Annotated in this window: 25 protein-coding genes; 13 read left to right on the top strand and 12 right to left on the bottom strand. The window is 39.5% G+C overall.

Annotation, left to right across the window (positions count from 1 at the left end; translation table 11 throughout):
• Positions 1-78 precede the first annotated feature (78 nt).
• The gene (locus tag FCU45_RS11830) at positions 79-207 is read right to left on the bottom strand and encodes a hypothetical protein (protein ID WP_281276912.1); all 129 of its coding nucleotides are present in this window, start codon (positions 205-207) and stop codon (positions 79-81) included.
• The gene (locus tag FCU45_RS08275; protein WP_137014189.1) at positions 204-1,712 is read right to left on the bottom strand and encodes an FAD-dependent oxidoreductase; all 1,509 of its coding nucleotides are present in this window, start codon (positions 1,710-1,712) and stop codon (positions 204-206) included. The genes FCU45_RS11830 and FCU45_RS08275 overlap by 4 nt, the downstream gene beginning before the upstream one ends.
• Before the next feature lie 85 nt (positions 1,713-1,797).
• Between FCU45_RS08275 and FCU45_RS08270 the strand changes: the two genes are divergently transcribed.
• On the top strand, positions 1,798-2,214 hold the full coding sequence (locus tag FCU45_RS08270; protein WP_137014187.1) for a GNAT family N-acetyltransferase: 417 nt from the start codon (positions 1,798-1,800) through the stop codon (positions 2,212-2,214).
• 59 nt (positions 2,215-2,273) lie between these two features.
• On the opposite strand, the gene FCU45_RS08265 is transcribed toward FCU45_RS08270, so the two are convergent.
• Positions 2,274-2,492, bottom strand: coding sequence for a cold-shock protein (locus FCU45_RS08265; protein ID WP_137014185.1), 219 nt, complete (start codon positions 2,490-2,492; stop codon positions 2,274-2,276).
• 221 nt (positions 2,493-2,713) lie between these two features.
• Between FCU45_RS08265 and FCU45_RS08260 the strand changes: the two genes are divergently transcribed.
• Complete coding sequence (locus tag FCU45_RS08260) at positions 2,714-3,256, top strand: hypothetical protein (protein WP_137014183.1); 543 nt, start codon at positions 2,714-2,716, stop codon at positions 3,254-3,256.
• Here the strand turns inward: FCU45_RS08260 and FCU45_RS08255 are convergent.
• The gene (locus FCU45_RS08255; RefSeq protein WP_246032279.1) at positions 3,253-3,855 is read right to left on the bottom strand and encodes a putative metalloprotease CJM1_0395 family protein; all 603 of its coding nucleotides are present in this window, start codon (positions 3,853-3,855) and stop codon (positions 3,253-3,255) included. The genes FCU45_RS08260 and FCU45_RS08255 overlap by 4 nt on opposite strands.
• Before the next feature lie 83 nt (positions 3,856-3,938).
• On the opposite strand from FCU45_RS08255, the gene FCU45_RS08250 reads away from it, so the two are divergent.
• Complete coding sequence (locus FCU45_RS08250) at positions 3,939-4,142, top strand: RNA-binding S4 domain-containing protein (protein ID WP_137014181.1); 204 nt, start codon at positions 3,939-3,941, stop codon at positions 4,140-4,142.
• Positions 4,143-4,171: 29 nt separating this feature from the next.
• Here FCU45_RS08250 and FCU45_RS08245 read toward each other — a convergent pair whose 3' ends face one another.
• Complete coding sequence (locus FCU45_RS08245) at positions 4,172-4,882, bottom strand: DUF445 domain-containing protein (protein WP_137014179.1); 711 nt, start codon at positions 4,880-4,882, stop codon at positions 4,172-4,174.
• Positions 4,883-4,960: 78 nt separating this feature from the next.
• Here FCU45_RS08245 and FCU45_RS08240 point away from each other — a divergent pair, with 78 nt between their 5' ends.
• Positions 4,961-5,434, top strand: a complete 474-nt coding sequence (locus FCU45_RS08240; RefSeq protein WP_137014177.1) for a hypothetical protein — start codon at positions 4,961-4,963, stop codon at positions 5,432-5,434.
• 10 nt (positions 5,435-5,444) lie between these two features.
• On the top strand, positions 5,445-8,561 hold the full coding sequence (locus FCU45_RS08235) for an efflux RND transporter permease subunit (RefSeq protein ID WP_137014175.1): 3,117 nt from the start codon (positions 5,445-5,447) through the stop codon (positions 8,559-8,561).
• 96 nt (positions 8,562-8,657) lie between these two features.
• Here the strand turns inward: FCU45_RS08235 and FCU45_RS08230 are convergent, their stop codons facing one another.
• Positions 8,658-9,056, bottom strand: a complete 399-nt coding sequence (locus FCU45_RS08230) for a rhodanese-like domain-containing protein (RefSeq protein WP_246032278.1) — start codon at positions 9,054-9,056, stop codon at positions 8,658-8,660.
• Positions 9,057-9,119: 63 nt separating this feature from the next.
• Between FCU45_RS08230 and FCU45_RS08225 the strand changes: the two genes are divergently transcribed.
• Positions 9,120-9,488 (top strand): hypothetical protein, encoded by a 369-nt coding sequence (locus FCU45_RS08225; RefSeq protein ID WP_137014171.1) that lies wholly within the window; start codon positions 9,120-9,122, stop codon positions 9,486-9,488.
• A 3-nt stretch (positions 9,489-9,491) separates the two neighbouring features.
• On the opposite strand, the gene FCU45_RS08220 is transcribed toward FCU45_RS08225, so the two are convergent.
• Together FCU45_RS08220 and FCU45_RS08215 are read right to left on the bottom strand one after the other, a co-directional pair.
• Complete coding sequence (locus tag FCU45_RS08220) at positions 9,492-11,390, bottom strand: methyl-accepting chemotaxis protein (RefSeq protein WP_137014169.1); 1,899 nt, start codon at positions 11,388-11,390, stop codon at positions 9,492-9,494.
• An 87-nt stretch (positions 11,391-11,477) separates the two neighbouring features.
• Complete coding sequence (locus FCU45_RS08215) at positions 11,478-11,942, bottom strand: hypothetical protein (RefSeq protein WP_246032277.1); 465 nt, start codon at positions 11,940-11,942, stop codon at positions 11,478-11,480.
• 102 nt (positions 11,943-12,044) lie between these two features.
• Between FCU45_RS08215 and gdhA the strand changes: the two genes are divergently transcribed.
• The 5 genes from gdhA (at position 12,045) to FCU45_RS08190 (ending at position 16,549) form a co-directional block, all read left to right on the top strand.
• A complete protein-coding gene (gene gdhA / locus FCU45_RS08210) occupies positions 12,045-13,400 on the top strand; it encodes an NADP-specific glutamate dehydrogenase (RefSeq protein WP_137014167.1) in 1,356 nt (451 codons plus the stop codon).
• Between the two features lie 79 nt (positions 13,401-13,479).
• Entirely contained in the window at positions 13,480-14,097 is a 618-nt protein-coding gene (locus tag FCU45_RS08205) for a TorD/DmsD family molecular chaperone (RefSeq protein WP_137014165.1), read from the top strand.
• The gene (locus FCU45_RS08200) at positions 14,098-15,192 is read left to right on the top strand and encodes a 4Fe-4S binding protein (protein WP_137014163.1); all 1,095 of its coding nucleotides are present in this window, start codon (positions 14,098-14,100) and stop codon (positions 15,190-15,192) included.
• The gene (locus FCU45_RS08195; RefSeq protein WP_246032276.1) at positions 15,104-16,003 is read left to right on the top strand and encodes a hypothetical protein; all 900 of its coding nucleotides are present in this window, start codon (positions 15,104-15,106) and stop codon (positions 16,001-16,003) included. The genes FCU45_RS08200 and FCU45_RS08195 overlap by 89 nt, the downstream gene beginning before the upstream one ends.
• A gap of 42 nt (positions 16,004-16,045) precedes the next feature.
• Positions 16,046-16,549, top strand: coding sequence for a hypothetical protein (locus tag FCU45_RS08190; RefSeq protein ID WP_137014161.1), 504 nt, complete (start codon positions 16,046-16,048; stop codon positions 16,547-16,549).
• Between the two features lie 142 nt (positions 16,550-16,691).
• Here FCU45_RS08190 and FCU45_RS08185 read toward each other — a convergent pair whose 3' ends face one another.
• The 4 genes from FCU45_RS08185 to FCU45_RS08170 are packed head-to-tail and all read right to left on the bottom strand — an operon-like array spanning position 16,692 to position 20,426.
• On the bottom strand, positions 16,692-17,198 hold the full coding sequence (locus FCU45_RS08185) for a phosphatidylglycerophosphatase A family protein (protein WP_137014159.1): 507 nt from the start codon (positions 17,196-17,198) through the stop codon (positions 16,692-16,694).
• Positions 17,199-17,252: 54 nt separating this feature from the next.
• A complete protein-coding gene (locus tag FCU45_RS08180) occupies positions 17,253-18,443 on the bottom strand; it encodes a sulfate adenylyltransferase (protein ID WP_137014157.1) in 1,191 nt (396 codons plus the stop codon).
• Complete coding sequence (locus tag FCU45_RS08175) at positions 18,421-19,308, bottom strand: response regulator (protein WP_137014155.1); 888 nt, start codon at positions 19,306-19,308, stop codon at positions 18,421-18,423. The genes FCU45_RS08180 and FCU45_RS08175 overlap by 23 nt, the downstream gene beginning before the upstream one ends.
• Positions 19,305-20,426: a bifunctional 2-C-methyl-D-erythritol 4-phosphate cytidylyltransferase/2-C-methyl-D-erythritol 2,4-cyclodiphosphate synthase gene (locus FCU45_RS08170; RefSeq protein WP_137014153.1), complete on the bottom strand. Its 1,122-nt coding sequence runs from the start codon at positions 20,424-20,426 to the stop codon at positions 19,305-19,307. Before FCU45_RS08170 ends, FCU45_RS08175 begins: the two co-directional genes overlap by 4 nt.
• Positions 20,427-20,617: 191 nt before the next feature.
• Here FCU45_RS08170 and thiC point away from each other — a divergent pair, with 191 nt between their 5' ends.
• Both thiC and FCU45_RS08160 read left to right on the top strand, forming a co-directional pair.
• Entirely contained in the window at positions 20,618-22,012 is a 1,395-nt protein-coding gene (thiC, locus tag FCU45_RS08165) for a phosphomethylpyrimidine synthase ThiC (protein ID WP_137014151.1), read from the top strand.
• Between the two features lie 77 nt (positions 22,013-22,089).
• Positions 22,090-23,199, top strand: coding sequence for an Mrp/NBP35 family ATP-binding protein (locus tag FCU45_RS08160; RefSeq protein WP_137014149.1), 1,110 nt, complete (start codon positions 22,090-22,092; stop codon positions 23,197-23,199).
• Positions 23,200-23,273: the final 74 nt, after the last annotated feature.

Genomic DNA, 23,273 nt, shown 5'->3' with positions numbered 1-23,273 from the left:
ACACCAAAACGTGTGCCTATTATTTTTCGCGATTGTAGCTAATTGTTGTTTAAGAACTGATTATTGCTGATCGTCGTATTAGTCTTTTGAGCCTTCAAACGCGTTGGTAATATCGTTTTTGATTCCCTCGGCTCCTTCTTTGAACTCTTTTGCGCTGCATCCCAAAAAGATCAGTAGTGCTGCTGCCGTTATTAATAAAAATCTCATTTTTTCTCCTGTAGTTTACTATGCGGTTTATCCCAAAAATCAGCATCAGGTTGACCTTGGCGGAGATCTTTTAGGTACTTCTCTTCGGTTCTTTGAATCTCTGCTCTGATCAGGTTGACTACGGCTTGTTGTGATGCTATCGGCTCAGGGAGCACACAATACTCTCCATCTGTCAGTTCGTCGTTGAATTTGGTCTCATCAAAAGTTTTACCGAGATATTTTACTATATATTTCAAATCTCTCTCTGCATTTCCCAAACAAGATGTTGCCCCTGGAGATGGAGTCATATTGAAAATAAGACCCTCTCCCGTATAGATGGAAGCCTCACCCAAAAGAAGCCTCTGCTCATCTTTGTTTAGAACCTGAGGACGAACACCGCCGAAGCCTTTGGCATATCTGAACTCATCGAGTTTAAGAGAGGGAACGATTTTTCTTGCATCCCTTAAAAAGAGGTATTTGTTTAAAAAAGGGATCTCAAAGAGAAAGTTTCTAAATATATATTTGCGGATATCGCTCTCTTTTAAAAGTTTCCAAAGCGCTATAGCAATATTTTTATCAAACCTTAGAGTCTTCCAGAAATCCAAGTATGTTCCGCTTTTGTAGCGCTCAAGTTTTGGAAGTATGAGTGCCGTAGGACCGAAGCGTGTATTTCCGTCTGCTAGAATATCAGGGTCGCCGTGAAGAGCGGCAAAAGGGAGCTTTGGATTTTGGATCATATAGACCTTGCCGTTAAGCATCTTCTCATTTGTAATATAAAAACTTCCCGCAACCGGCAGACATCCCAGATTTTGTCCAAACCCCATCTGGTGCGCTAAAAAGAGCGAGTGCGCTCCTGCATCTACTACGACAAAGTCTGCATAAAAGGTATTATCTTTTGTTTTGACTACGTAACCGCGTTTTTTGCTCTTCTCAATACTCTCTACTTTTGTGTTTAAAAAAAGCTCAAGTTCGACATCTCTCTCTCTTTTCGCATTTTCTATAAACGAGCTTGAGAGTTTTCCAAAATCAACCGTAGTCCACTGATCTTTTGTTCCTATGCCGACAATGCTCTCTTTTCTCTCCTTACCGTCTTCATCAAACACTACGCGCGGTTCAAGCTTTTTTAGTTTCTCTTTGTCCCAAACCTCAAGATATGGGAATAGTTCTGAGAACTCTTCATAGCGGTGAAGCAGAAACTCTACCTCTTTTTTGCCGACACCCAGCGCCATCTTTTGGTGTGAGAATATTATTTTGTTTTGATAGTTGTGCTGCAGACAGTACTTCTCAACCATCTTCGCTGTTCTTTTTGTTATTGCGGCTTTTTGAAGCGTGTAGTTTGTCTCAATATCTCCGACATGGATAGTTTGCGAGTTGCTTGTCCCACATGAGTTTAACGTAGCGATATTTTCATACTTTTCTATTATGCCGATCGATTTTATATCTGTATATCTTGCCAGTTCATATGCAAGAGCTGAGCCTGAAACTCCTGCTCCTACTATTATAACTTCAAAGTTTTTAACGCCCATGTTTTATTGATCCTTGCCTCGTCTTTAGCCGTATTGTAGCGAATTTGTTATAATATTTTATAATTTAATACCAGTTGGGATATATATGCAGATAAGAGAGTTAGACCTAAAAGAGTTGGTCACGGTTTTTGAAGTTCTCTCACAGCTTCGCACAGAGCTTGACTACGATGAGTTCGAAGACCTTATATATGAGATGAGAAGCATGGAGTATAAGATGCTGGGCATAATGGAGGGGGAGAAGCTTATTACTTATGCTGGCGTCGCAGTTCAGACAAACCTCTACCATAAGAGACATCTATTTGTTTTTGATCTGGTCACCGATGAGAAGCATAGGGGCAGAGGATACGGGAAGATAATGCTTGATTATCTTGAAGATTTTGCGCGTATTGCAATGTGTGAAAATATAGTGCTTTCATCAGGAATGCATAGAGAAGTCGCTCATAGATTTTATGAGAAGAACGGATTTTCTAAAAAGAGTTTTGTTTTTTTAAAGAGAGTTTGAGTTTATCTAAGAGTAGAATCGAAGTAGAAGATGCAGGCGTAAAAGCCTGCAAGTAAAACCTATAAAGGTGTTACGTTCTCAGCTTGAGGACCTTTTTGTCCCTCGCCAAGTTCAAAAGTTACCCTTTGACCTTCAGCTAAAGAAACGCGACCCGGTCCCGTTCTGTTTACTTGGCGAAAGTGTACGAATACATCTTTTCCACCATTGTCTTGTTGAATAAAACCATAACCTTTTTCTTCATTGAACCATTTAACTGATCCGTCTAGCAATTCTGCCATGTCGTAGTACCTCTTTGGTAAAAATTCACTTCCTTGGAAGTGGAGTCAAAATATAGGGGAGTCGTTTGTCTAGCAGAATATACTAATAGATGAGCTCACACACACAAATCTTTCATCGAAAATATTATATCAAAAGTTTTTATTTTTTGTATATAAAAATTAAAACTTTAATTTATAGCGGTTTTAGTCGATCTACTTGTAATTAATATGAGGAGGGCAGTATGCAGATATCTTCACTGAATCAGGCTTTTGAACCTGTGAAAAAAGGTAACGTGATAAAGCCGCTTTTTACAGAGAAACTTTCAAAAGACGAGGTTTCTGAAATTAGAGGGCAGATTAGAGAGAATGCAAATGCGATGGCTTTTAACTCTGCTTTAGTCCAAGGCGGTTTTTCCGGTTTAGATGAGAATTTTGAGAAACAGTATGAGGAGTTCAAGAGTTTTTTGCAAGAGGTAGGTTACAGCGGAAAACCTATTGCCCAGCTCTCAAAAGATGAGGCGGCAGAGCTTGTAAGCGAGGATGGTTTTTTCGGTATTGAGCAGACATCACAAAGGATAGCAGATTTTGTCATTAACGGAGCCGCAGGGGATAAAGATAGGTTCCGTGCGGGACGCGAAGGGATGATCCAGGGATTTAAAGAGGCTGAGGCTATATGGGGAGGAGAACTTCCGGAAATATCACAAAAAACTATGGCAAAAGCGATAGAGCTTGTTGACAAAGCGATGTATGATCTTGGATTTTCAATAATCAACGAAGAGGTTTAAGAGATCTCTTTTTCTTCTTTGCTGTTTTTTTCTGCCTCACTTTTGTAGATATCTTTGCCCAATATACTCTCCTGAGTCTCTTTTAGAAGCTGTTGTTGTGCCTTCATAAGCATCACCATGGCACTCGAAGCAACTGCAAAATCCTGTCCGCTTGGATCGGCGGGCGCCATTGCGGCCGCAATTGCCTGCTGCGCATTTCTCATGCTCTCTTGCGGGGTTGTGCCTGATGGAATGGAGATAGAGACCTCTCCGCCGATCGCATACATTCTTCCATCAGGTCCCTGCTGATAGCTGTAAGAAGCGGCTCCCGTCATACCTCCGCCTGCTGCCTGATGAGCAGCTTCATGCGTTTTAACCTCTGCATCTCTTGATTTGAGATCTTGAACTAGACGTTTTTCATCTTCTGATAGTTGTTCTGTAGAGCTGTTTTCCTGAGACTTTTTTTGCTCCTGCTCTTTTTCAAGTTTTTCTTTATCTGATGTTTTTCTCTCTCTAAGCGGGTCATCTTCAAAAACAAGGATCTCCTCTTCATTTAGCTTGATAGAGTAGTTGATGCCGATGTTATAGTATGATGCAGAACCTATTTCCATAATCTTCATTCTACTTCTTTGGAATTTAAAAATCGCTTTAAAAAAATGGGTAATAATTTGATACTATTTCAATCATAAAAGGAATAGAGCTGATGAAATATGAATTAAAAGATGAGTATATTGAGCTTTACAAGCTTATAAAAGTTTTAGATCTGGTAGATAGCGGAGCAGAGGCAAAGATTATTGTTGCCGATGGTCATGTCAGAAGAAACGGCGAAGTTGAGTTAAGAAAAAGAGCTAAGATAATCCGTGGAGATGTTATAGAGATAGCAGATGTAACAATAGAGGTTATATAACGTCAATCTGGGCAAAGCCCAATCTGACGTTATAACAGAAATGAGCTAATGAGCCCTATAGCTCCGCCGAAAACTCCTCCCCACACAACCAGCCATGAGAGATGCTCTTTGATGAGCTTTTGCACGATATCTTTGACCATTACAGGCGTCAGTTCATTTAGTCTTATCTCAATAATATCCTCAATAGACTTCATCATATCATCGCTTAGTGTTGAGTTTTGAAGATGTTTTTGCAGGGTGTAGTTAAAGGTCTCGCTCTGAACTATTTTTATAACTGCACTCTTCATCTTTTGTGAGAACGGTTCGCGAAGATTCTCTAACACGCTCTCTCCACCGAACATACCAAGCATTCCGCCAAAAGATGACTCCATTACGGTTTTGGAAAGTGCATCAAATGCGGGTGAAAAATCAGTAGCTTCAATAATCGGGGTCAGTTCGATCTTCTTCTCTTCGTTTTTAAAGAAATACTCGAGCTGCTCTTTTGTAAAGAATTGGCTCATCATAAGATTTTTAATAGACTCTTTAAATGCCTCAAAACGTGCAGGGATAACCCCTGAACCGTAAAGAAGGGGCACTTTTTCAAAAAGCATATGAATGGCAAGCTGATTGGTCAGAGCGCCTGAGAGCGCAAAAAGCCCGGTATATAAAAATAAATCAGCAACAGTTTCATCAATAAAGAATGAGACTCCAACAAGAGCCGCAGCGATCAGATTTGTCATAAAACCTTTGTTTAGTTTCAAAGTTTGACTCCTAGAAAAAAGTATCTTAAAAGCAAAATTATACTAGAATCTACGACAATAAAATTGAATGGATAGTTTATGAAAGAAGAGAGTTACGAACTTTTTAAAAGTGCAGATATAGAAACAATTTTACAACTCTTAGAGAGAGAACTTAAAAATAGAAACGAATCCCCTTTTTGGAGAGACAAGGTCGTGCCTTTTAGTGCGGCAATTCTAAGTGTATTAATTCCGCTAAGAGATGCAGATATGCTCTTTAGTCCCGAGGGGTATCCAGAGAGTGAGCTTACACCTGAGCTTTTTTTCAGATGGAGCGACTTTTTAAGCCTCAAGACATTGGCGTTTACAATCCAGAGGTCAAATGAAGCCGGAGTTCTGCTTAGGACTAAACTTGATGAGGATCTGTGCAAAAAGTATGAGAGCATAGATTTACGAGTTTTGGGTGACTACCTCTCAAGATACACGGTAAACTTGGAGAATGAATCGCTTGATTTTCCTATTTCAAACTACAACCTGCATCAAGGTGTAAGTAACGTTATAAAATCGCTTCTATAAGAGCAGCTAATTGATCAAGTTTATTGAATATTTTATAAAAAACACCAGATTAAACTATGCTATCTTGGCTTTTTTGCTCTTTATGGGGTTTCATGCTTATCAAAATATCCCAAAAGAGATATTTCCGGATGTCGAACTCGATAAAATAAGTGTTCTAGGCTCCTACAGAGGGACAAGTGCAAATATTATGGATAAGATGGCGGTTCGTGATATAGAGGATGAGCTAAGCAATATTAGCGGGATAGACAAGACCGAGACTACCATAACACCGGGGGCTTTTGCGATACTTCTTACTTTAAACGAGAGTGCGAACAGAGAGATAACCCTTGGACGTGTAAAAGATGCCATAGCACTTAGCAGACAGTATCTTCCCTCAGATATGAACGAACCGGTTGCCAGACTTCTTGATAAGACAAGATCTCTTATAAGACTTGCCGTCTCATCAGAGGAGCTATCCATAGGGGAACTCACCGTAATTGCGCAGGATGTTAAGTCCAAAATAGCAAAGATGAACAATATCAGCGAGGTTTTGATCCGCGGTGACTCCAATGAAGAGGTTATTATTAAGATCAACTCCGAAGCGATCATAGCGTACGGGCTTGAACATGCGGGCGTGCAAAAAGCGATAGCAAATTTCTCATATATTTTTCCAGTCGGCAATATAGAGCAGAAGGGAAATTTTGCTTATGTCTCTACCGCAAACGGAAAAGCGAATGCCGATGAGTACAAAGAAGCTATCTTAGATGTTGGTGGAAGATTTATCAGACTTGGCGATATAGCTGAAGTGAGCATTGAGTACCCACAAACTGATACACTCGCTACATACAACAATAAAAAGACCATTTCGCTTGTTATCTCAAAAGGGGTAAGCGGAGACTCTCTTACCCTCTCTAAAGAGCTGAGAAGGTATGTAAAGAGTATAGAAAAAGAGTACAAGGGTGCGAGTTTTGATTTTTACCAAGATACTTCAAAGCCCGTAAAAGAGAGACTAGACACCATTATTTCAAACTTGATGTTTGGTCTTATACTTGTATTTTTATCTATGTACATACTGATAAATCTCAGAATTGCGATAATCGTAGCTCTGGGTATTCCGTTCTCTTTTATAATAGGGCTTTTAAGTATCTACTATCTGGGCTACTCCATCAATATCGTCTCTCTGCTTGGTGGTTTGATTGTTATTGGTATAGTTGTAGATGATGCGATCGTGGTCAGTGAAAATATTCAACGTCATATCGATGAGGGGATGAATAACTATGATGCTGCAATAACAGGCGTTAAAGAGATGATACTTCCAGTAACCCTTGCAACAATTACTACGGTAGTCGCATTTTTGCCTATATTTATGATGCAGGGTGAGATAGCTCTTTTTATTTTGCTTATTCCCATAATGGTCGTTATAATTTTAATTGGTTCTTTGATCGAGAGCTTTCTCTTTCTGCCGCTTCATGCACAAGAGTTTTTGAAAAAGAGCAACAACCTGATCAGCTGGGAGCCGTTTCAAAAACTATACATGAGAGTTATTCTCTATTTCCTGCACTATAAAAAACTCTCGCTTCTTCTTTTTATAATATTGATCCCGCTTGCTACGTTTTACACGGCGAAATCTATGAAATTCCAGTTTTTTCCAAATTTTGACGGAAATTATCTCTATATCTCAGGGAAAGTGGATATTAACACTCCTCTGGAGGATACCTACGCCATATCTAAAGAGATCGAGGCAAAACTGATGGAGCACGCAGATGAGTTTTCTCTAAAAGCGATTTCGTCGGTTGTCGGTTATAGAAGAAGCCTCTCGGGCGATACGCAGAGAAACAACGGCGTATTTATGATAACCATGGAGCTCTACGACAGGGTAGAGACAAACTGGGTAGACAAGTATGTAAATCCTGTTCTAAACTTTAGCTTTGAGTTTGACAATCCTGAGAAGATAAGGCTGAAAAAAACCTTTGAGCTCTCTCCTCGGGCGCAAGAGATCATAATCGCTTACAGAGAGAAGTATAATATGGAAGATCTCGGTGTTATGGAAGATAAACCGGGTCTTATAAGAAGCGATATTCAGATAAATCTATCTGGTAACAATGACAGTGTGCTTCAAAGCGGAATAAAACTCTTAGAGGAGAAGTTCTCCAAAATGGAGCATATAAGAGATTATAGTGATAATATCAAATATGGAAAGATGGAGTATAAGATCAAGGTAAACTCCTACGGGGAGAGTCTTGGGCTTAGCGAAGCGTCTGTTGCAAGAACTCTTAGCGCATACTTTATGGAGCAAAAACAGGGAACGACTTTCAACGACCTTGGGATCATGGAGATAAAGACGCAAGAGGATGCAAAGGACAGCATCTCTGCATTTTTAAACTTCAATATAGCACTAAATGACGGCAGATATGTAAAACTATCTGATATTGCAGAGATTACTCATGTAAGAGATTATGAGAAGATAAACAAGCTTAATGGAAATATTATAAAAACAGTTTTTGCAAATGTGGATAAGAGAAATATTACTTCTGAAGAGATTTTAGAGAAGTTAAAACCCACACTTGATGAGATCAGAAAACTTGGTGTAAATGTTGAGCTTTTGGGTGAGAAAGAGAAGAACGAACAGCTCAAAAATGATATGAAAAAAGCGGTTTTCTTTGCAATTTTTCTAATATTTTTAACGCTCCTTCTTATATTTCCAAAAATAAAATATGTTCTCATGGTAATGAGCGTTATTCCTCTCTCTGCACTTGGTGCGCTTCTTGGACATAAGCTTCTGGGTATAAACCTCACAATGCCTTCAATCATAGGAATTTTGGGACTTGCCGGCGTTGTAATCAACGATGGAATTATTATGATAGATTTTTTACGAAGAACGCATAAGCTAGAGGAGTTCTTAGAGCGTGCAAAGCTCAGACTAAGACCTATCGTCATTACCTCGGTTACAACATTCTTGGGGCTTTTAACTCTGATATTTTACGCAAGCGGGCAGGCGGTTATACTTCAGCCAATAGCAATATCTTTAGGATTTGGACTTATTTGGGGGACTTTTTTAAATCTTATCTATCTGCCTACACTCTATGCTATGGTCAACAAGATAGAGCCGCCTTTAGAGAAAAATAGCGTACAAAAGAGCCCAGAGTAGAAATGCAATAAGTGCAATAGCGGCAAAGATCGCCGCCACTCTGGTTATGAAGTAGAAGATGAATTTTAAAAACTGCAAGATTTTTATAGAGTGCTTTTAGTTTGGCTTATATGGAAGAATAGGGAGTCTCATATATTTTGCATATACGATACCGCTTTTAAGATTTATGACATCATAACCCAGTTTTTGCGATAAAAACTGTGCCAATATTTTTGTTCTGCTCCCTGTTCTGCAGATAAGGGCAAATGGCTTTTTAGTGTCTACTGAAGCGTTTAACTTATCTAAAAAGTCTTTAAGGTCATAATTGCCTTTCTCATCAAATAACATAATGGGGATAGAACCTTTAAGTAGCCCAGTCTCTTTCCACTCTCCGGGTGTTCTTATGTCAACGATCGGTATGTTTGAATCCAACAGTTCGTAAGAAGCTTCTTGGTTTTTAATAGAGCCAAAAAGAGATACCGATAAAATTAAAACAGTTAAAAAAAATTTCTTCAATACAATGCTCCAAGCCATAAATTAAGGATATAATTATATCAAAAATTGAATAATGGGCAGAGAATGGCATCACAAAAAGCGATAGATAATGCAATGAGACTCCGCTATATAAGGGCGCTGGAGAGATTTCATAAAGGTATTGTCTCTTATTTGTCTACAACATCTAACATTTCCAAAGAGGGATATGACAAAAAAATAGAAAACTCTTTGAAAGTGCTTCAAAGGGTAGATGAGATATCGCTTTATAAAGGGGAGCTTCAAGATCTTCAAAAATTGGTTAAGAAGATAATATCTTACAGAGAGAGCGATAAAGATGTTGAGGATATAAAAGAGGAGATTCTCTATGAATCAAATCAGCTTGAAAAGAGCAAAAACGCAAGGCGTTACAAGAAGGATAAGCACTCCGGCTCCAAATTTGAGGAGTGGGAGTAATGGTTATTTAGACTCTTGGAGCATTGTATCTAGAAGCGTAAATAGCTCTTCGGAAGCTTTTTCCATCTTGTCAAAATTCTCAATAATATTTTGTGTATTTTTGAGTGTAGTACTCTGTGCATCATGGTCAAGATATCCTAAATTGGAGTTAGCATTGCGGTGTACTATCTCGTGTGGAGCCGCTAGTTTGGCGAACGACGTTGTTTGAGCAAACCTTCTTTCTCCTTCTCCGTCATGCCAAATTCCGAGTTCACACTCGTGAGTGCTCTGTTGTTCAAGTATTTTGTTAAGCGAAATGACAGAGTTATAAACGCGTGATTTATAGAGAATGTGCTCAAGTTTTGCCAGAACAATAAATATGCTGTTTTCCATCCCGTAAGAGTAGTCGACTATTTTCGAAGAGTTTTCACTAAGCTCGATTAGAGTGTTCTCAAAACCGTTTATCTTCTGTGTAGAACCCTCTACCGTCTGTTTCATATTGTCTGAACTTGTTTGGATCTCGCTCATGTTCTGCTGCAGAGATTTAATTGATACAGATATCTCTCCGGTTGCTTTGTGTGTTCTCTCTGCTAGTTTTCTGACCTCGTCTGCGACAACTGCAAATCCTCTTCCGTGTTCACCCGCACGAGCCGCTTCTATTGCCGCATTAAGTGCCAGTAGATTTGTTTGATCTGCAATATCGGTGATTAGCTGGATGACAGATGTGATCTCGTTGGCCTGATTTGCTATTTCGCTGATGCTGTCGTTGTTAATATTTACCTGCTCATTTAGGGCATTTAGCTCGGTTGTTATATCTGTTATGTCGTTTCTAGAGTTGCTTGCCAGTTCTGATGCCTGTTTTGTCGCTGATGTAATAGATTTTATATCGCTGATGTTCTCATCCAGATCAGATATGATCATAGAGAGTGACTCCGTTACCATAACGCTCTTGGTGCTGATCTTTGAGTTAAAGATATCTCTTTGCGCTTTAAGATGCTGTGCTTTCATAAACTCAATGCTTTTTCCTACACTCTCTATGGCATCAACAAACTCTCCGCTCATTCCTTCAGAGGAGATACGGTGCGTAAATATACCCTTAGAAGCATCTGTTATAGTAGTGTTTATCTCGTGAATAAGATCTTGTGTGTGTTTGATAAGAGCTGTAAGCTCGTAACCCATAATGCCGAGTTCTGTATTTCTGTCAACGGTTGTGGCTTTATGGCTGAAATCACCTTTTGAGACATGACTGATCAATCTTGTAAAGTCATTTATCCCGCCTGTAATAGATTTTCTTATCACAGTCGCTAAGACCAAGACTATCACGCCTACAACGATACCGGCAATAAGAGCTAAAAATTTAAAAAAGTTGATCTCAGTCGCAAGCCCAATAGAGTCTTTATCAAGCTCTGCCGCTTTTAGTTCTACAAGTTTTGCAAAAGACTCTCTTGAAGCATTTGCAAACGGAGTAAGCTCTTTTGAGTAGTTTGCATATATGGCATCTTTATTGTGTGCTATATCTTGAGAATCTAGAGAGCTCATCATTTTAAGTGTGTTTTGTAAGAATAGCATGGTTGAGTTTTTAGCTTCTTGAACCATAGAAAGAGAGCTCTCTTTTTCCATAAGCTCTTCTAAGAGAGTAAAGTGCTCCTCGATCTCGTCAAGTGTTTTTTCAAGCTTTTTGATGTTTTTATCATAATTGCCACCAAGCATGATGTCTCTAGAGAGCCTGCTGGTGTAGTTAAGATTTTTTTCTATTTTAAGGGTTGTCAAACCGCCTATCATAGAGTTGTGGTGCAGATGTTCATACTTTGTTTCAATATGACCCATTGCCAGAAAAATAGATATAGCGGCAGAAAATACTGAGACCGCTACCATAGCAATAAAGTAGTTCATCTTTTTATGAATACTTAGGTTCTTAAACATTGAGATTCCTTGTTACGGTAATTGCTTTTGAGATAAAAATATCACATTCTATAACAATGAGCTTAAATATGTCCTTAAATTATGAATCTAAAGATACATAAACTGCGACAGCAGAATAATAATAACAACTAGAGCAAAAGGAAAAAAATGGCTCTTAAATACCCACGGGTTTATTTTAAATAGTTTTTGGTTTATTCCTCTAAGACCCAGCCATAAACCTAAAAATGCTTTTATTGCCAAAAGCGTTTGAAAATACGATAGTGAACTGTTCTCTATCTTGCCAAAAGCCTGTGAAAAAAGGTACGCTCCACTTGCAACTGCAACCATCAGAGCATAAGGGACAACCTTTCTTACATGCATCATAATAGCCTCTCTGGCTTTTGCATGCTCTTCACCGCTAAGCGTTTGGTTCATTTTGGATAAAAAAAGTATATCTACAAAAAGAAATCCGCCGTAGATAAAAACTGAAAATATGTGAATCGTATGAACAACTGTATAAGTAATGGTAAATCCTTTTTTTAGTTCAATTTTAGCACAACTCTCTGATAACATCTTTGTTTTAGGTCAACGGATAAAATATTTTAAAGCTGAGTAATAATTTCTGCTTTATGATATTTTTGTATAATCAGATAATTGATTGTATATGAGGAAAATATGGATATATCACAAGATAATATAAAAAAGATTTTAGTAGGTGATTGTGCTCAAAATAATGTTTTTTTTCAAGCGGTTCAAGAGGTCATCTCTTCGATCGCTCCGCTTCTGAACTCTGATGAGAGGTACGCTAAATATTCGGTTTTAGAGAGATTGATGGTACCTGATAGAGTTATAAAATTTAAGGTAAGTTGGCTGGATGACAATAATAGTATTAGAGTAAATACGGGATATAGAGTCCAGTTTAACAATACTCTTGGGCCATATAAAGGAGGACTTCGTTTTCATCCAAGCGTAAATGAAGGAGTTTTAAAGTTTTTAGCTTTTGAGCAGATACTAAAAAACTCGCTTACCGGTCTGCCGATCGGCGGAGGAAAAGGGGGTAGTGATTTTGACCCCAAAGGAAAGAGCGATTTTGAGATCATGAAGTTCTGCTCGGCATTTATGACAGAGCTTCATAAGTATATAGGTCCGCGAATAGATGTCCCTGCTGGAGATATCGGAGTAGGGGCTAGAGAGATAGGGTATCTTTTTGGAGAGTATAAAAAAATAACATCTTCGTATGACGGTGTTTTAACTGGCAAGCCCTATATGTTCGGAGGCTCTTTGATGAGACCAGAAGCTACAGGTTACGGTGTTATATACTTTACACAAAAGATGTTGGAGCTTGAGGGCAAAGAGGGTCTTGAGGGGAAGATATGTGCGGTAAGCGGGGCAGGAAATGTAGCGCTTCACGCAATAGAGAAGCTTCTGCAAATAGGTGCGATCCCTGTTACATGTAGCGACTCAAGAGGGATGATATATGATCCAAGAGGTGTTGATCTGCCGCTTCTAAAAGAGCTTAAATTTGAGAAAAGAGCCTCTTTGGAGCTCTATTTAGAGACTCATACCGATGCTAAATATACACCGGTGTGTGATTATCCAGAGGGTGAGCACGGAGTATGGGGAGTTGAGTGTTATGCTGCATTTCCTTGTGCAACGCAAAATGAGCTTAATGAAGCAGATGCCAAGAACTTAATAGAGAATAGGTGCGTGAGTGTTAGCGAGGGGGCAAATATGCCTTCGACTCCAGAGGCTATTGCTTCGCTTGTAAACCACAATGTATGCTTTGCTCCTGCAAAAGCTGCAAATGCGGGCGGAGTAGTGGTAAGTGAGTTTGAGATGAGCCAGAACGCTTCGATGCAGAGATGGCACTTTGAAAAAATAGATGTAAAGCTTAGATTTATAATGGAGCAGATCTGTAAAAGAGTAGTCCTTACGGCAAAAGATTACGGAGTCGAGGGTAACTATGTTGATGGAGCCAATATAGCTGGATTTAAGAGAGTTGCGGATGCTATGATAGCGGAGGGGATATAACAAGTTATTTTCCCTAACCCTAGATTTAGACTTTTGCGATAGAATTACGGGTTAAAAATCAATACAAAGTACACAAAATATGCAAAACACGAAAGCAAGATCTAACATCTACGCTCTATTATCACGCGTCTTATTGCAAGAGTTGGATGAAAAAACATTGATGATGATAAAGAGTGATGAAAACATTTTAGATTTTTTTCCTACATTAAAAGAGTGGAAACCTCTTTATGAAGTCTCAAATGAAAAGCTTCTGCAAGAGTATCTAAATCCTGATTTTGTCAACCTCTCTCTTTTGCACCTTATTCCGTACGAGACTTTTTACACCAGAGAAGACCAAAAGATAGAGACAGGCGGTGCAAATCCGGCAACTGATATGTACAGTGCGTACAACTTTATGGTCGATTTTGAAGTTGCACGTACGATATCTGCAGATCATATCGGAGTGGAACTTGAGTTTATGCACCATCTTGTCGAGGCTGAGATAAAAGCACTTGAAGAGAATGATGCAGAGGCGGCAAAAGAGTTAAGAGGGATCCAGAGCGAGTTTTTAAACAAGCACCTTTTGAAGTGGGCGCCGCTCTATCTTATAAATGTAAAATATGAGGCAAGAACACCTCTGTATTATGATGCTGCTGATATGGCTTTAGAGTTTATGCTCAGCGATAACGAGTATTTGGCCAAGGAGCTAAATCTCTAAATGATACAGCTCAAAGCCAGCCGTTGTGTCCGCTCACTCTCTAAAGAGAGCGAGTGTAACAGATGTGAACTTATCTGCTCCACTGAAGCTATAGTTGTAGGCTCTAATCCGCTGCCAAGTATCAACTTCTCGGCATGTGTCGGATGCGGTGCATGTGATGCGGTATGTCCAAATGAGGCTCTCTCTCTGGATGATTTTAGTACGACCGATTTCTTTTTTAGTTTTATGGAAGATAGCGATAACCTCATATCGTGCAGAAAAAACGTTCCATGCATAGCTGCTTTAAATGTTGAGAACATCATATCGATGGCGCTTCTTAAAAAGGAGATGGTTTTTGATATGGGGCACTGCGATGAGTGCGCAATAGCACATAAATGCAGACCCGAGATCGAGAAAAATTACGAAGAGGCTTCTTATGTACTCGAAGCGATGCAAAGCGGCGCGCTTATAAAGCTTGAAGATGTGAAGCATGAGAAAGAGAGCAGTGGCGAAGAGAGCACTTCAAATAGAAGAGAGTTCTTTAGCAAGGTCAATCTAGCCGGAGCCATAAAGGCAAAACAGCAGTTTGAAAAAGAGATCCAAAAAGCAACCGATGAGCTTGTTGAGCATACTCTTCAAAAAAGCGACATTGCCCTTTTGAAACAGAAGCGCATAACAGACAGAAGAAAGCTTTTCTTTACCGCGCTTAAAAGAGTAGAGAAGCCGGAGGTCTATCATATTATTGAAGCGGATGAACTGACGTTCACCTCTTCAAAAGAGATAAACAGCGAGACTTGTACTGCTTGCCAGATGTGTTACAGAGTTTGCCCAAGCGGTGCTCTTAGTTCGGATATTAAAAACTCCAAGATAGAGTTTGACCCGTTTTTGTGCATAAAGTGCCATATTTGTCATGATGTCTGCGTACCAGAAGCGATCAAGCTCTCATCTACATATAGAGTAAAAGAGTTTTTTGAGCCTGAGGTTCACAGTCTTATAAAGTTCAATGTAAGAAGATGTGATGAGTGCAATGTCATCTTTAGTACAAATTCAGATGAAAGACTCTGCTATAGATGCAAAGCAGAGGAAGAAGAGGCTAGGGCACTTTGGGGAATATGAGGAGATTTACAAGATGATGAACAACGGAAATGAGATATCGCATCATACGAAGCTTTACGGCTTTATCGGAGAGTTTGCAGGGCAGAGCAGCATCTCGGCTACGCTGAATAAACTCTTTAAAGCAAGCAATAAAGATGCGATGATGATCCCTATGAACATAAGGGAGGATGACTTCTACTTTACTGTAGCAAATATGAAAAAGTCTCACGTAAACGGTGCCCTGATAGCTAACGAGTATGCGAAAAACGTAGTAGAGCTTCTTGATGATGTAAGCGAAGCGGTCAGATTCTCAGGTATCTGCGATATAGTGCTAAGAGATGAACAGAAGCTTGTCGGTGATCTTTTGGGGATGAGGGTGCTTTGTGATCTTTTAAAAGATAAAGGCTGCAAAAAAGTAGCTCTTTTAGGGATCGGCAGCAGAGCAAAAGCATTTTGCTATGAGGCAAAAGAGTTTGAGGTAAGCTACTTCTATGATGAGTTAGAGAGATTGATGGCTTTTGTAGAAGAGATAGATGCGAAGGATGCGGATATAAACCGCTTGGCAGACGGGATGGAAGTTGACCTCTCATCTTATGATGCAGTTATCGATTTTTCAGATTTTGGCACGCTGAACTCTATAAGCAAACTAAGCAGCCTAAATTTGGATATGAAACAAAGAAAAGAGTTCTCGCCGCTTAAGGTAAGAGCAAATGATCTCGAAGCCTCTTATCTTGGTTTTGAAAATATTTTAGATGAGCTCTCAAGAGCTCTTTTTGGCTTTTTCAAGCAGAGCGGTCATCTGGATCATGATAAAAGTGATATGAGATTTTAACTTTAGTGCCATAGCGGCTAGTAAAAAAATTAAGGAAGAGATATGAAGCAAAATGATTTAAGCGATTTAAGAGCAGAGTTTGACAAGTTTGTAAAAGATAGCTGTTCAATGGACCCAGAGGATCTTAAAAGAGGTCAGGATGAGCAAGACAAAGAGGATGAAGAGCCTGTTCCACAGTTTGTAGATGCATTGACGTCAAAACTTTTGGCTCCTGCGATCAGCGGTGTCTATCTCTCAAGGCTGGACATTAAAAGAATTGCAGAAGCTATAGATGAGTCTCTGCCGATCAAAGAGCGTGTAAGAATGATAAGGTCTCTCTTTAGGCACACAAACTCCAAGAAGTATCTCGAAGATGCTTTTGGCGAGATAAACAGACACATTAACGGTCGTATTTTGATCTACAATGAGCTAGGCGAAGCGTTTCCTTCATCAAAAGCGATATTTGATGAGTATACAGATAAATCTAAAAGAACAATGAAGATGTTTGATCAGATCATTGAGGATTTTGAAGAGATAGAGCCGTCATCAGACCCTTTGTTTATCTAAAACAAAAATAGCGAAGCATTTGCTTCGTTGCTACATTCGTCACATACTTTAAGTATGCTTCCTCATTATGCGCCTCACAACTGCATCACTCTTTTTGTTTTAAATGTGCTATAAGAGTTCTTTTGTTTTTTTGGAAAAAAAACTAAAACAGATTTTGAATCTGTAAGATTCCCTGCCATATTACAGCACTCAAAATACCTGCTACAAAGCCGGCTATGATATCATCAGCCATAACACCGACCCCGCCTTTTGCCTCACGGTCAAGTCTGCCTATTATGGAAGGTTTTGCAATATCAAAGTATCTAAAGAGAAGAAATGAGAGCATACTTTGAACTAAAAATCCGTTTTGCCAGTCGGTTACTTCGCTCAAACTTACACTTATGGCAGGTGCGACGCTAAGTGCGAACCACATCCCAGCAAGTTCATCTATAACAATGCGCTTATCGTCATGGATGCCGCTTTTTTCCTCATACTTGTTTATCTCACGAATGGCAATTATAGAGATAAGAAGAGTTGCCAAAAACAGGGTCTGTGCGTCAAAATAGATAAGAATCAACATCCCAAGAGGAAGTGAAACGAGTGTTCCGACAGTTCCGGGAGCTTTTGGAGATAATCCGCTGTAGCCTAATGTGATAAAAAACCAGTTCATATTTTTCCTTGTATATAGAAACAGAAGGTGAAATTTTTGTAAAAGGTTTTCATCTTAAGTCAGTGATGTAGTTTGGTATAGCTTCATAAGCTCTAGGTAAAAATCATTTTCCGTATGCTCTTCTAAAAGACCCTCTACAGGAAGAACGTCGTAGTAGAGCTTCTCTAGATTTTTAAATCTGTTTGGATGCAGTTTTGAGAGTATAACTGCCGAGATCTCTTTTCTCATCAAAATAGTCGGAGGCAAGATACCAAGCTCCAGCAGTTCAAGAATCGAGTTCGAGTGGTAAGAGATCTGGTGGTGCTGACCGTGAGGGCATGTGTTTTTGCTTACAAGCGTCGTACACTTGTCACAATATACATACTCGCTTGCAACTGTTATCTCGATATCAATACCTATGACTTTATCGATTATAGATTTATTTGAGTTGCAGTCGTAGAACATCCCGAGTCCAGCGTGGTTTCGCCCTATTGTCAGCTTATTACAGCCGTAATTTTTTGCGACGATGGCATCTAGGATGATCTCATTGTATCCTGCAAAAATATAGCTGTTCTCCAGAGGTACGACTACGACATGGTTCTTTGTCAGAAAGTTATTAATAAAGAAATCAAGCGCTTTTTTTCTTATCTTGTATGAGAGGTTTGATTCTGTATATGGTTTTAGCAAAAATATAACAAGCAAGTCCGTGTTTTCAAGAGTTTGGCGAATAAGCCTCTCATGGGCACGGTGAAGCGGGTTAGCCGCCATTACAAGAGCGGTAGTATGTTTTGCATCAATGAGTTTTTTTGCATCTTCTATTATCTGTTTGTTCGTATTGCTTGATTCGTTTAAAAGAGTGTATTCTCCGCTTACCGCAAGAGAGCCGATTCTCTTAAATGTCGCCATCACACCCGGGTGAGAGATATCATCTGTTCCGTATATCTGTTTTATTCTCTCGCTTGGATTAATATGAAAAACTTCATCTACTATCAGCGTGGCAAATGGTTTTTTTTCAAAAAGTATGGTTACCTCTTCGCCTTTTTTAAGAGAGGTGAGCACTTCCGTGTTCATCTTTCCTGCAGGTGCGAGCAGAAAAGGAAAAGGAAATGATTTTCCGTTAATAAGTCCTGTTTTTAAGACGCTTGTACTCTGCTCCTCGTTCATCAATGACTCAACGGGAGAGAGCAGACCATCCTTTAACAGCTCCAGTGCCGATGCCGCCTCTTTATCTATTAATAGGGTTTTATTTTTTCTTGACGATGTCATATTTCTTCCGTTTTTCCCATAGACTTTTGCGGCTTATGCCGAGTTTTTTTGATAGTTCCGTATCGGGAAATTTATGCTGATAATTCAGTACGATAAATTTTACGTAATCTTCTATCGGAAGAATCTCTCCTTGGTCAAAGATCTTGTTTTCGCTCTTGATCTCTATTACTTCATATTCGTAATCTTCGATCTTGTCAGTGCTTGAGATTATTGCATTTTTATTTTCAAGAAGAGAGTATAGAGCTTTTCTGTCGCTTTTTTTAAGAGTTTGAAGATCGATTATATATATAAGAGAGTTTCCATTGATAGCCTCTATCTCACTCATCGATTTTGGGTCGCTTAGAGTTATAAAATGAAGAGGAAGATTTTTCTTTTTTGCATACTCAAAAGCAAAAGAGTCCGCATACTTCTGATAAGATGATGAGATAAAGACTGGAAGTTCTATATTGTCGAAGTTGTGCTCGTTAGCCATAGATGAGAAGGAGTGAGTCAGGTATTTGTCGTACGCCTCATTTCTTTTTTTAAGCTTCTCATAGTCTTGATAGTGGTTTATCTTTCTGATAAGCTCTTCGATCATAAACGGTTTTAGTATATAGTCTTTTGCACCTGCAGAGAGAGGTTTCGAGACTGTATCGTTGCTGATGTATGAGACCATTAAAATAATTATCGATTTTTTAAAAGTCTCGATTACAGGGTTGAAATCCTGACCGTTTATATTGGTTGAGAGTAAGACAACATCATAATTATTGCTTTTTATCGCATCTCTTGTTGATGTACACATCTCGCATATGTGACCAAGTTCGCTGAGTTTTGTGGCAATACTTTGCGCCAAATAAACTTCATTTTCTATTATTAGTATCTTCAAATCTTTGTCCAATCAAAATATTTTAAATTTGCGTTTGCTATTACGCCGACACCTTCGCCTCTTCCTATGAAACCAAGTTTTTCAGTCGTTGTTGCTTTGATATTTACCCTTTGTGCTTCAATGCCCAAGATGCTACTTAATGTTTTTCTCATCTCTGTTTTGTAAGCGCCGAGTCTTGGTTTCTCTGCTGCCACGGTAACATCGACGTTAATTATAACAAATCCAAAGTTGTGAAGTTTTGTAACAACGACTTTTAAAAGCTTTTTTGAGTCCGCACCTTTGTAAGCATCATCATTGTCAGGAAACATCATACCGATGTCGCCCATTCCGGCAGCTCCAAGAAGCGCGTCAATAAGAGCATGTATAGCCACATCGCCGTCACTGTGGGCTTTAAAGCCGTAATTAGACTCTATCTTTACGCCGCCAAGAAACATATCACCCTTATCATCAAAGGCATGAACGTCAAATCCAGTTCCGCTTAGAGTATCATCTGATGGCGGCACAAGGCAAGGAAGCTCTTTTAAATCAGCAATGCGCGTAATCTTATGAGCATCCTCTTCACCCAAAATAAACTCTCTGCTGCCGCCGTTTGAAACTATGGCGCTGCTCTCATCCGTAAACTCCTCTTCTTGCAAAAGAGCCGATTTTAGAGCTGAAGTAAGCGAGAGTTGAGGGGTCTGAACCCTTTTTACTCTATCTCTGTCTATTGTTTTGCCATCATAAACAATGGTGTCTGTAACGCTAAGATAAGGAACAATGCACTCACCCTTGCCTTTGTGAGAGATTATCCTTTTAAGAAAGTCGCCACTAACACATGCGCGCGCAATATCGCTCACAAGCACATACTGTGAAGTTACCTCTTTTAGAGCGTTTTTAAGAGATCCCTGTCTGGTTGCTCCACCCTCTACAAACGTAAAGTCCGAGTAGAGTTTCATAAACTCTATATCTTCCTTAGATGAAGCAATTATAATTTTTTCAAAGTGAGCAGTTTTTTCATAACTTTCTGCTACAAATTGCCACAAAGGCTGGTTTGCGATTCTAAGCCACTGCTTTTTGACACCTAGTTCAAAACGCGAAGAACTGCCTGCAGCAAGTAAGATAAGCGTCAAATCAGACAAATAAGCTCCTATAATCCATAAGTGTTACGAAATTATACACAGCAGAAGCTTTTTTTTATCTTGAATAAATAAATTATTTTTCTAAATTTTCTAAATTATGAAATCAAATAATAAACTTAATATTATATTAACTTTATTTGATTATATTTTCACTACTTGATGTATATAGTATTACAATTTTAGGAGAAAATATGAGAACTTCATGGGTTAAAGAGCGCGAAAGCGACCCTGTTAAAACGCAGATGTACTACGCAAAACAGGGCGTAATAACCGAGGAGATGGAGTACGTAGCAAAAGTAGAAGATCTATCTCCTGAGTTAGTTAGAAGTGAAATTGCAAGAGGAAGGATGATAATTCCGGCAAATGTGAATCACACCTCTCTTGAGCCGATGGCAATCGGGCTTGCTGCAAGATGTAAGATCAACGCAAATATTGGCTCGTCTGCTATAGCATCCGATGTTCAGGGCGAAGTTGAGAAGATGCAGGTCTCTCAGCACTATAAGGCTGATACGGCGATGGACTTATCAACAGGCGGTGATTTAGATGAGATACGCAAGGCAGTGATCGAATCTTCAAAGATTCCGATAGGAACGGTGCCTATTTATCAGATCCTTCATGATGTAGGGAATAAGATAGAGGACTTAAGCATCGAGGTTATGCTTGAGGTTTTGGAGCGTCAGGCAAAACAGGGAGTGAGCTATTTTACGATTCACGCCGGTTTCTTGCTTGAGACTATGCCAAAGATCGCTAAAAGAAAGATGGGAATCGTCAGCCGCGGCGGAAGTTTGATGGCTGCATGGATGATGCACTATCATAGAGAAAATCCATTTTACACGGCATTTGACGATATTTTGGACATCTGTGCAAAGTATGATGTATCTCTCTCTCTTGGAGACTCTTTACGTCCTGGATGTTTGGCTGATGCAAGTGATGATGCGCAGCTTGGAGAGTTGAAAGTTCTGGGTGAGTTAACACTTCGTGCATGGGAGAAGAATGTTCAGGTCATGATCGAAGGTCCTGGTCACGTTCCTCTAAATCAGATCGAGCGTAATATGAAGCTTCAGCGCGAACTTTGCCATGAAGCTCCGTTTTACATACTTGGACCTTTGGTTACCGATATTGCTGCAGGATACGACCATATAAGTTCTGCGATCGGTGCGGCTGTCGGCGGATGGCACGGAGCTTCGATGCTCTGTTACGTAACACCAAAAGAGCATCTTGGGCTTCCAAATGCAAATGATGTCCGCGAGGGAATTATCGCTTATAAAATAGCGGCTCACGCGGCTGATATTGCAAGAGGGCGCAAAGGGGCTAGAGATATAGATGATGAGATGAGTGATGCAAGATATTCATTTAACTGGGAGAAGCAGTTTGAGCTGGCACTTGACAGCGAGCGCGCTCGTGAATATCATGATGAGACCCTCCCTCAAGATGTCTTTAAAGAGGCAGAGTTTTGTTCAATGTGTGGACCGAAATTCTGTTCGTACAAGATAACTCAAAACATAATGGATAACCCTGAAGCAATCGAGCAGATCGCGAGAGAAGCAAAGGAAGAGAGGCTCTGGGAGCTTAAAAAAATGAATTAATTGATATAAGATAATTTTTGTCTTATTTAATTATGATAGAGTTACGAAAATGAAATTTATAAAGGAAAAAAATAGAAATGACTAAAGATATTGTAAATTCAGCACTGTCAAAAGTTCTGTATCCGGGTTTTACAAAGGATATAGTAACTTTTGGTTTTGTAAATAGTATAGAGATCAACGGAGCCGATGTAAGCTTTAATGTAGAGATAACATCAAGCGCTCCTGAAGTAGCACAGCAGATAATTGATGATGCAACAGCAGAGCTAAAAGCTGTGGGTGCTGCTAATGTAACGGTAAATATAAAAGCTCCAAAAATGCCTGAAGCTCCAAAACCAAAGAGCAAGAACATAGCTCCTCAAATAAAAAACTTTTTAATGGTAAGCTCGGGTAAAGGCGGAGTAGGAAAATCTACTACGTCGGTAAATATCGCTATTGCACTTGCTCAGCAGGGTAAAAAAGTGGGACTTTTGGATGCAGATATATATGGTCCAAATATTCCGCGTATGTTGGGCGTTTCAGATATTAAACCTGAGATTACGGGGAATAAAGTTCTTCCGATAAAAGCTTACGGTATAGAGATGATGTCTATGGGTTCTCTTATGGAAGATGGACAGTCGCTTATTTGGCGCGGTGCTATGATAATGAAAGCAATTGAGCAGTTCTTAAGAGATATTCTTTGGAGTGATCTGGATGTTTTAGTTATAGATATGCCTCCGGGAACAGGTGATGCACAACTTACATTGGCTCAAAGTGTACCGGTTACTGCAGGTTTAACGGTTACTACTCCTCAAGCGGTATCTCTTGATGACTCTCGTCGTTCACTAGATATGTTTAAGAAGCTAAATATTCCAATCGCTGGAATAATTGAGAATATGAGCGGCTTTATCGCTCCAGATACTGGTGTAGAGTATGATATATTTGGAAAAGGAACATCACAGCCAATGGCGGATGAGTTTGATACCAAAATAATTGCCGAGATCCCAATTGAGCCTAGCATTAGAACTGGCGGAGATGAAGGAAAACCGATAACATTCGTAAACCCTACAAGCGAGAGTGCAAAACGCTATATGGCCGCTGCTGAATCTATCTGGGCAACAATTGAAGAGGTAAATTCAAAAGGCGGAGCAAGCAATGAGTCTGTTCAGCCGACGACTCCTCCGGGTGTAAGTGCTTGCAGCACCAAGTAATAGTTTAAAATCAAAATAGCGGCGCATATTCTGCGTCGTTACGCTCGTCACATACTTTAAGTATGCTTCCTCGT

The sequence above is a fragment of the Sulfurimonas crateris genome (genome assembly GCF_005217605.1).
GTDB classification, from domain to species: Bacteria; Campylobacterota; Campylobacteria; order Campylobacterales; family Sulfurimonadaceae; genus Sulfurimonas; species Sulfurimonas crateris.
This window is presented reverse-complemented; position numbering and strand designations above follow the sequence as displayed.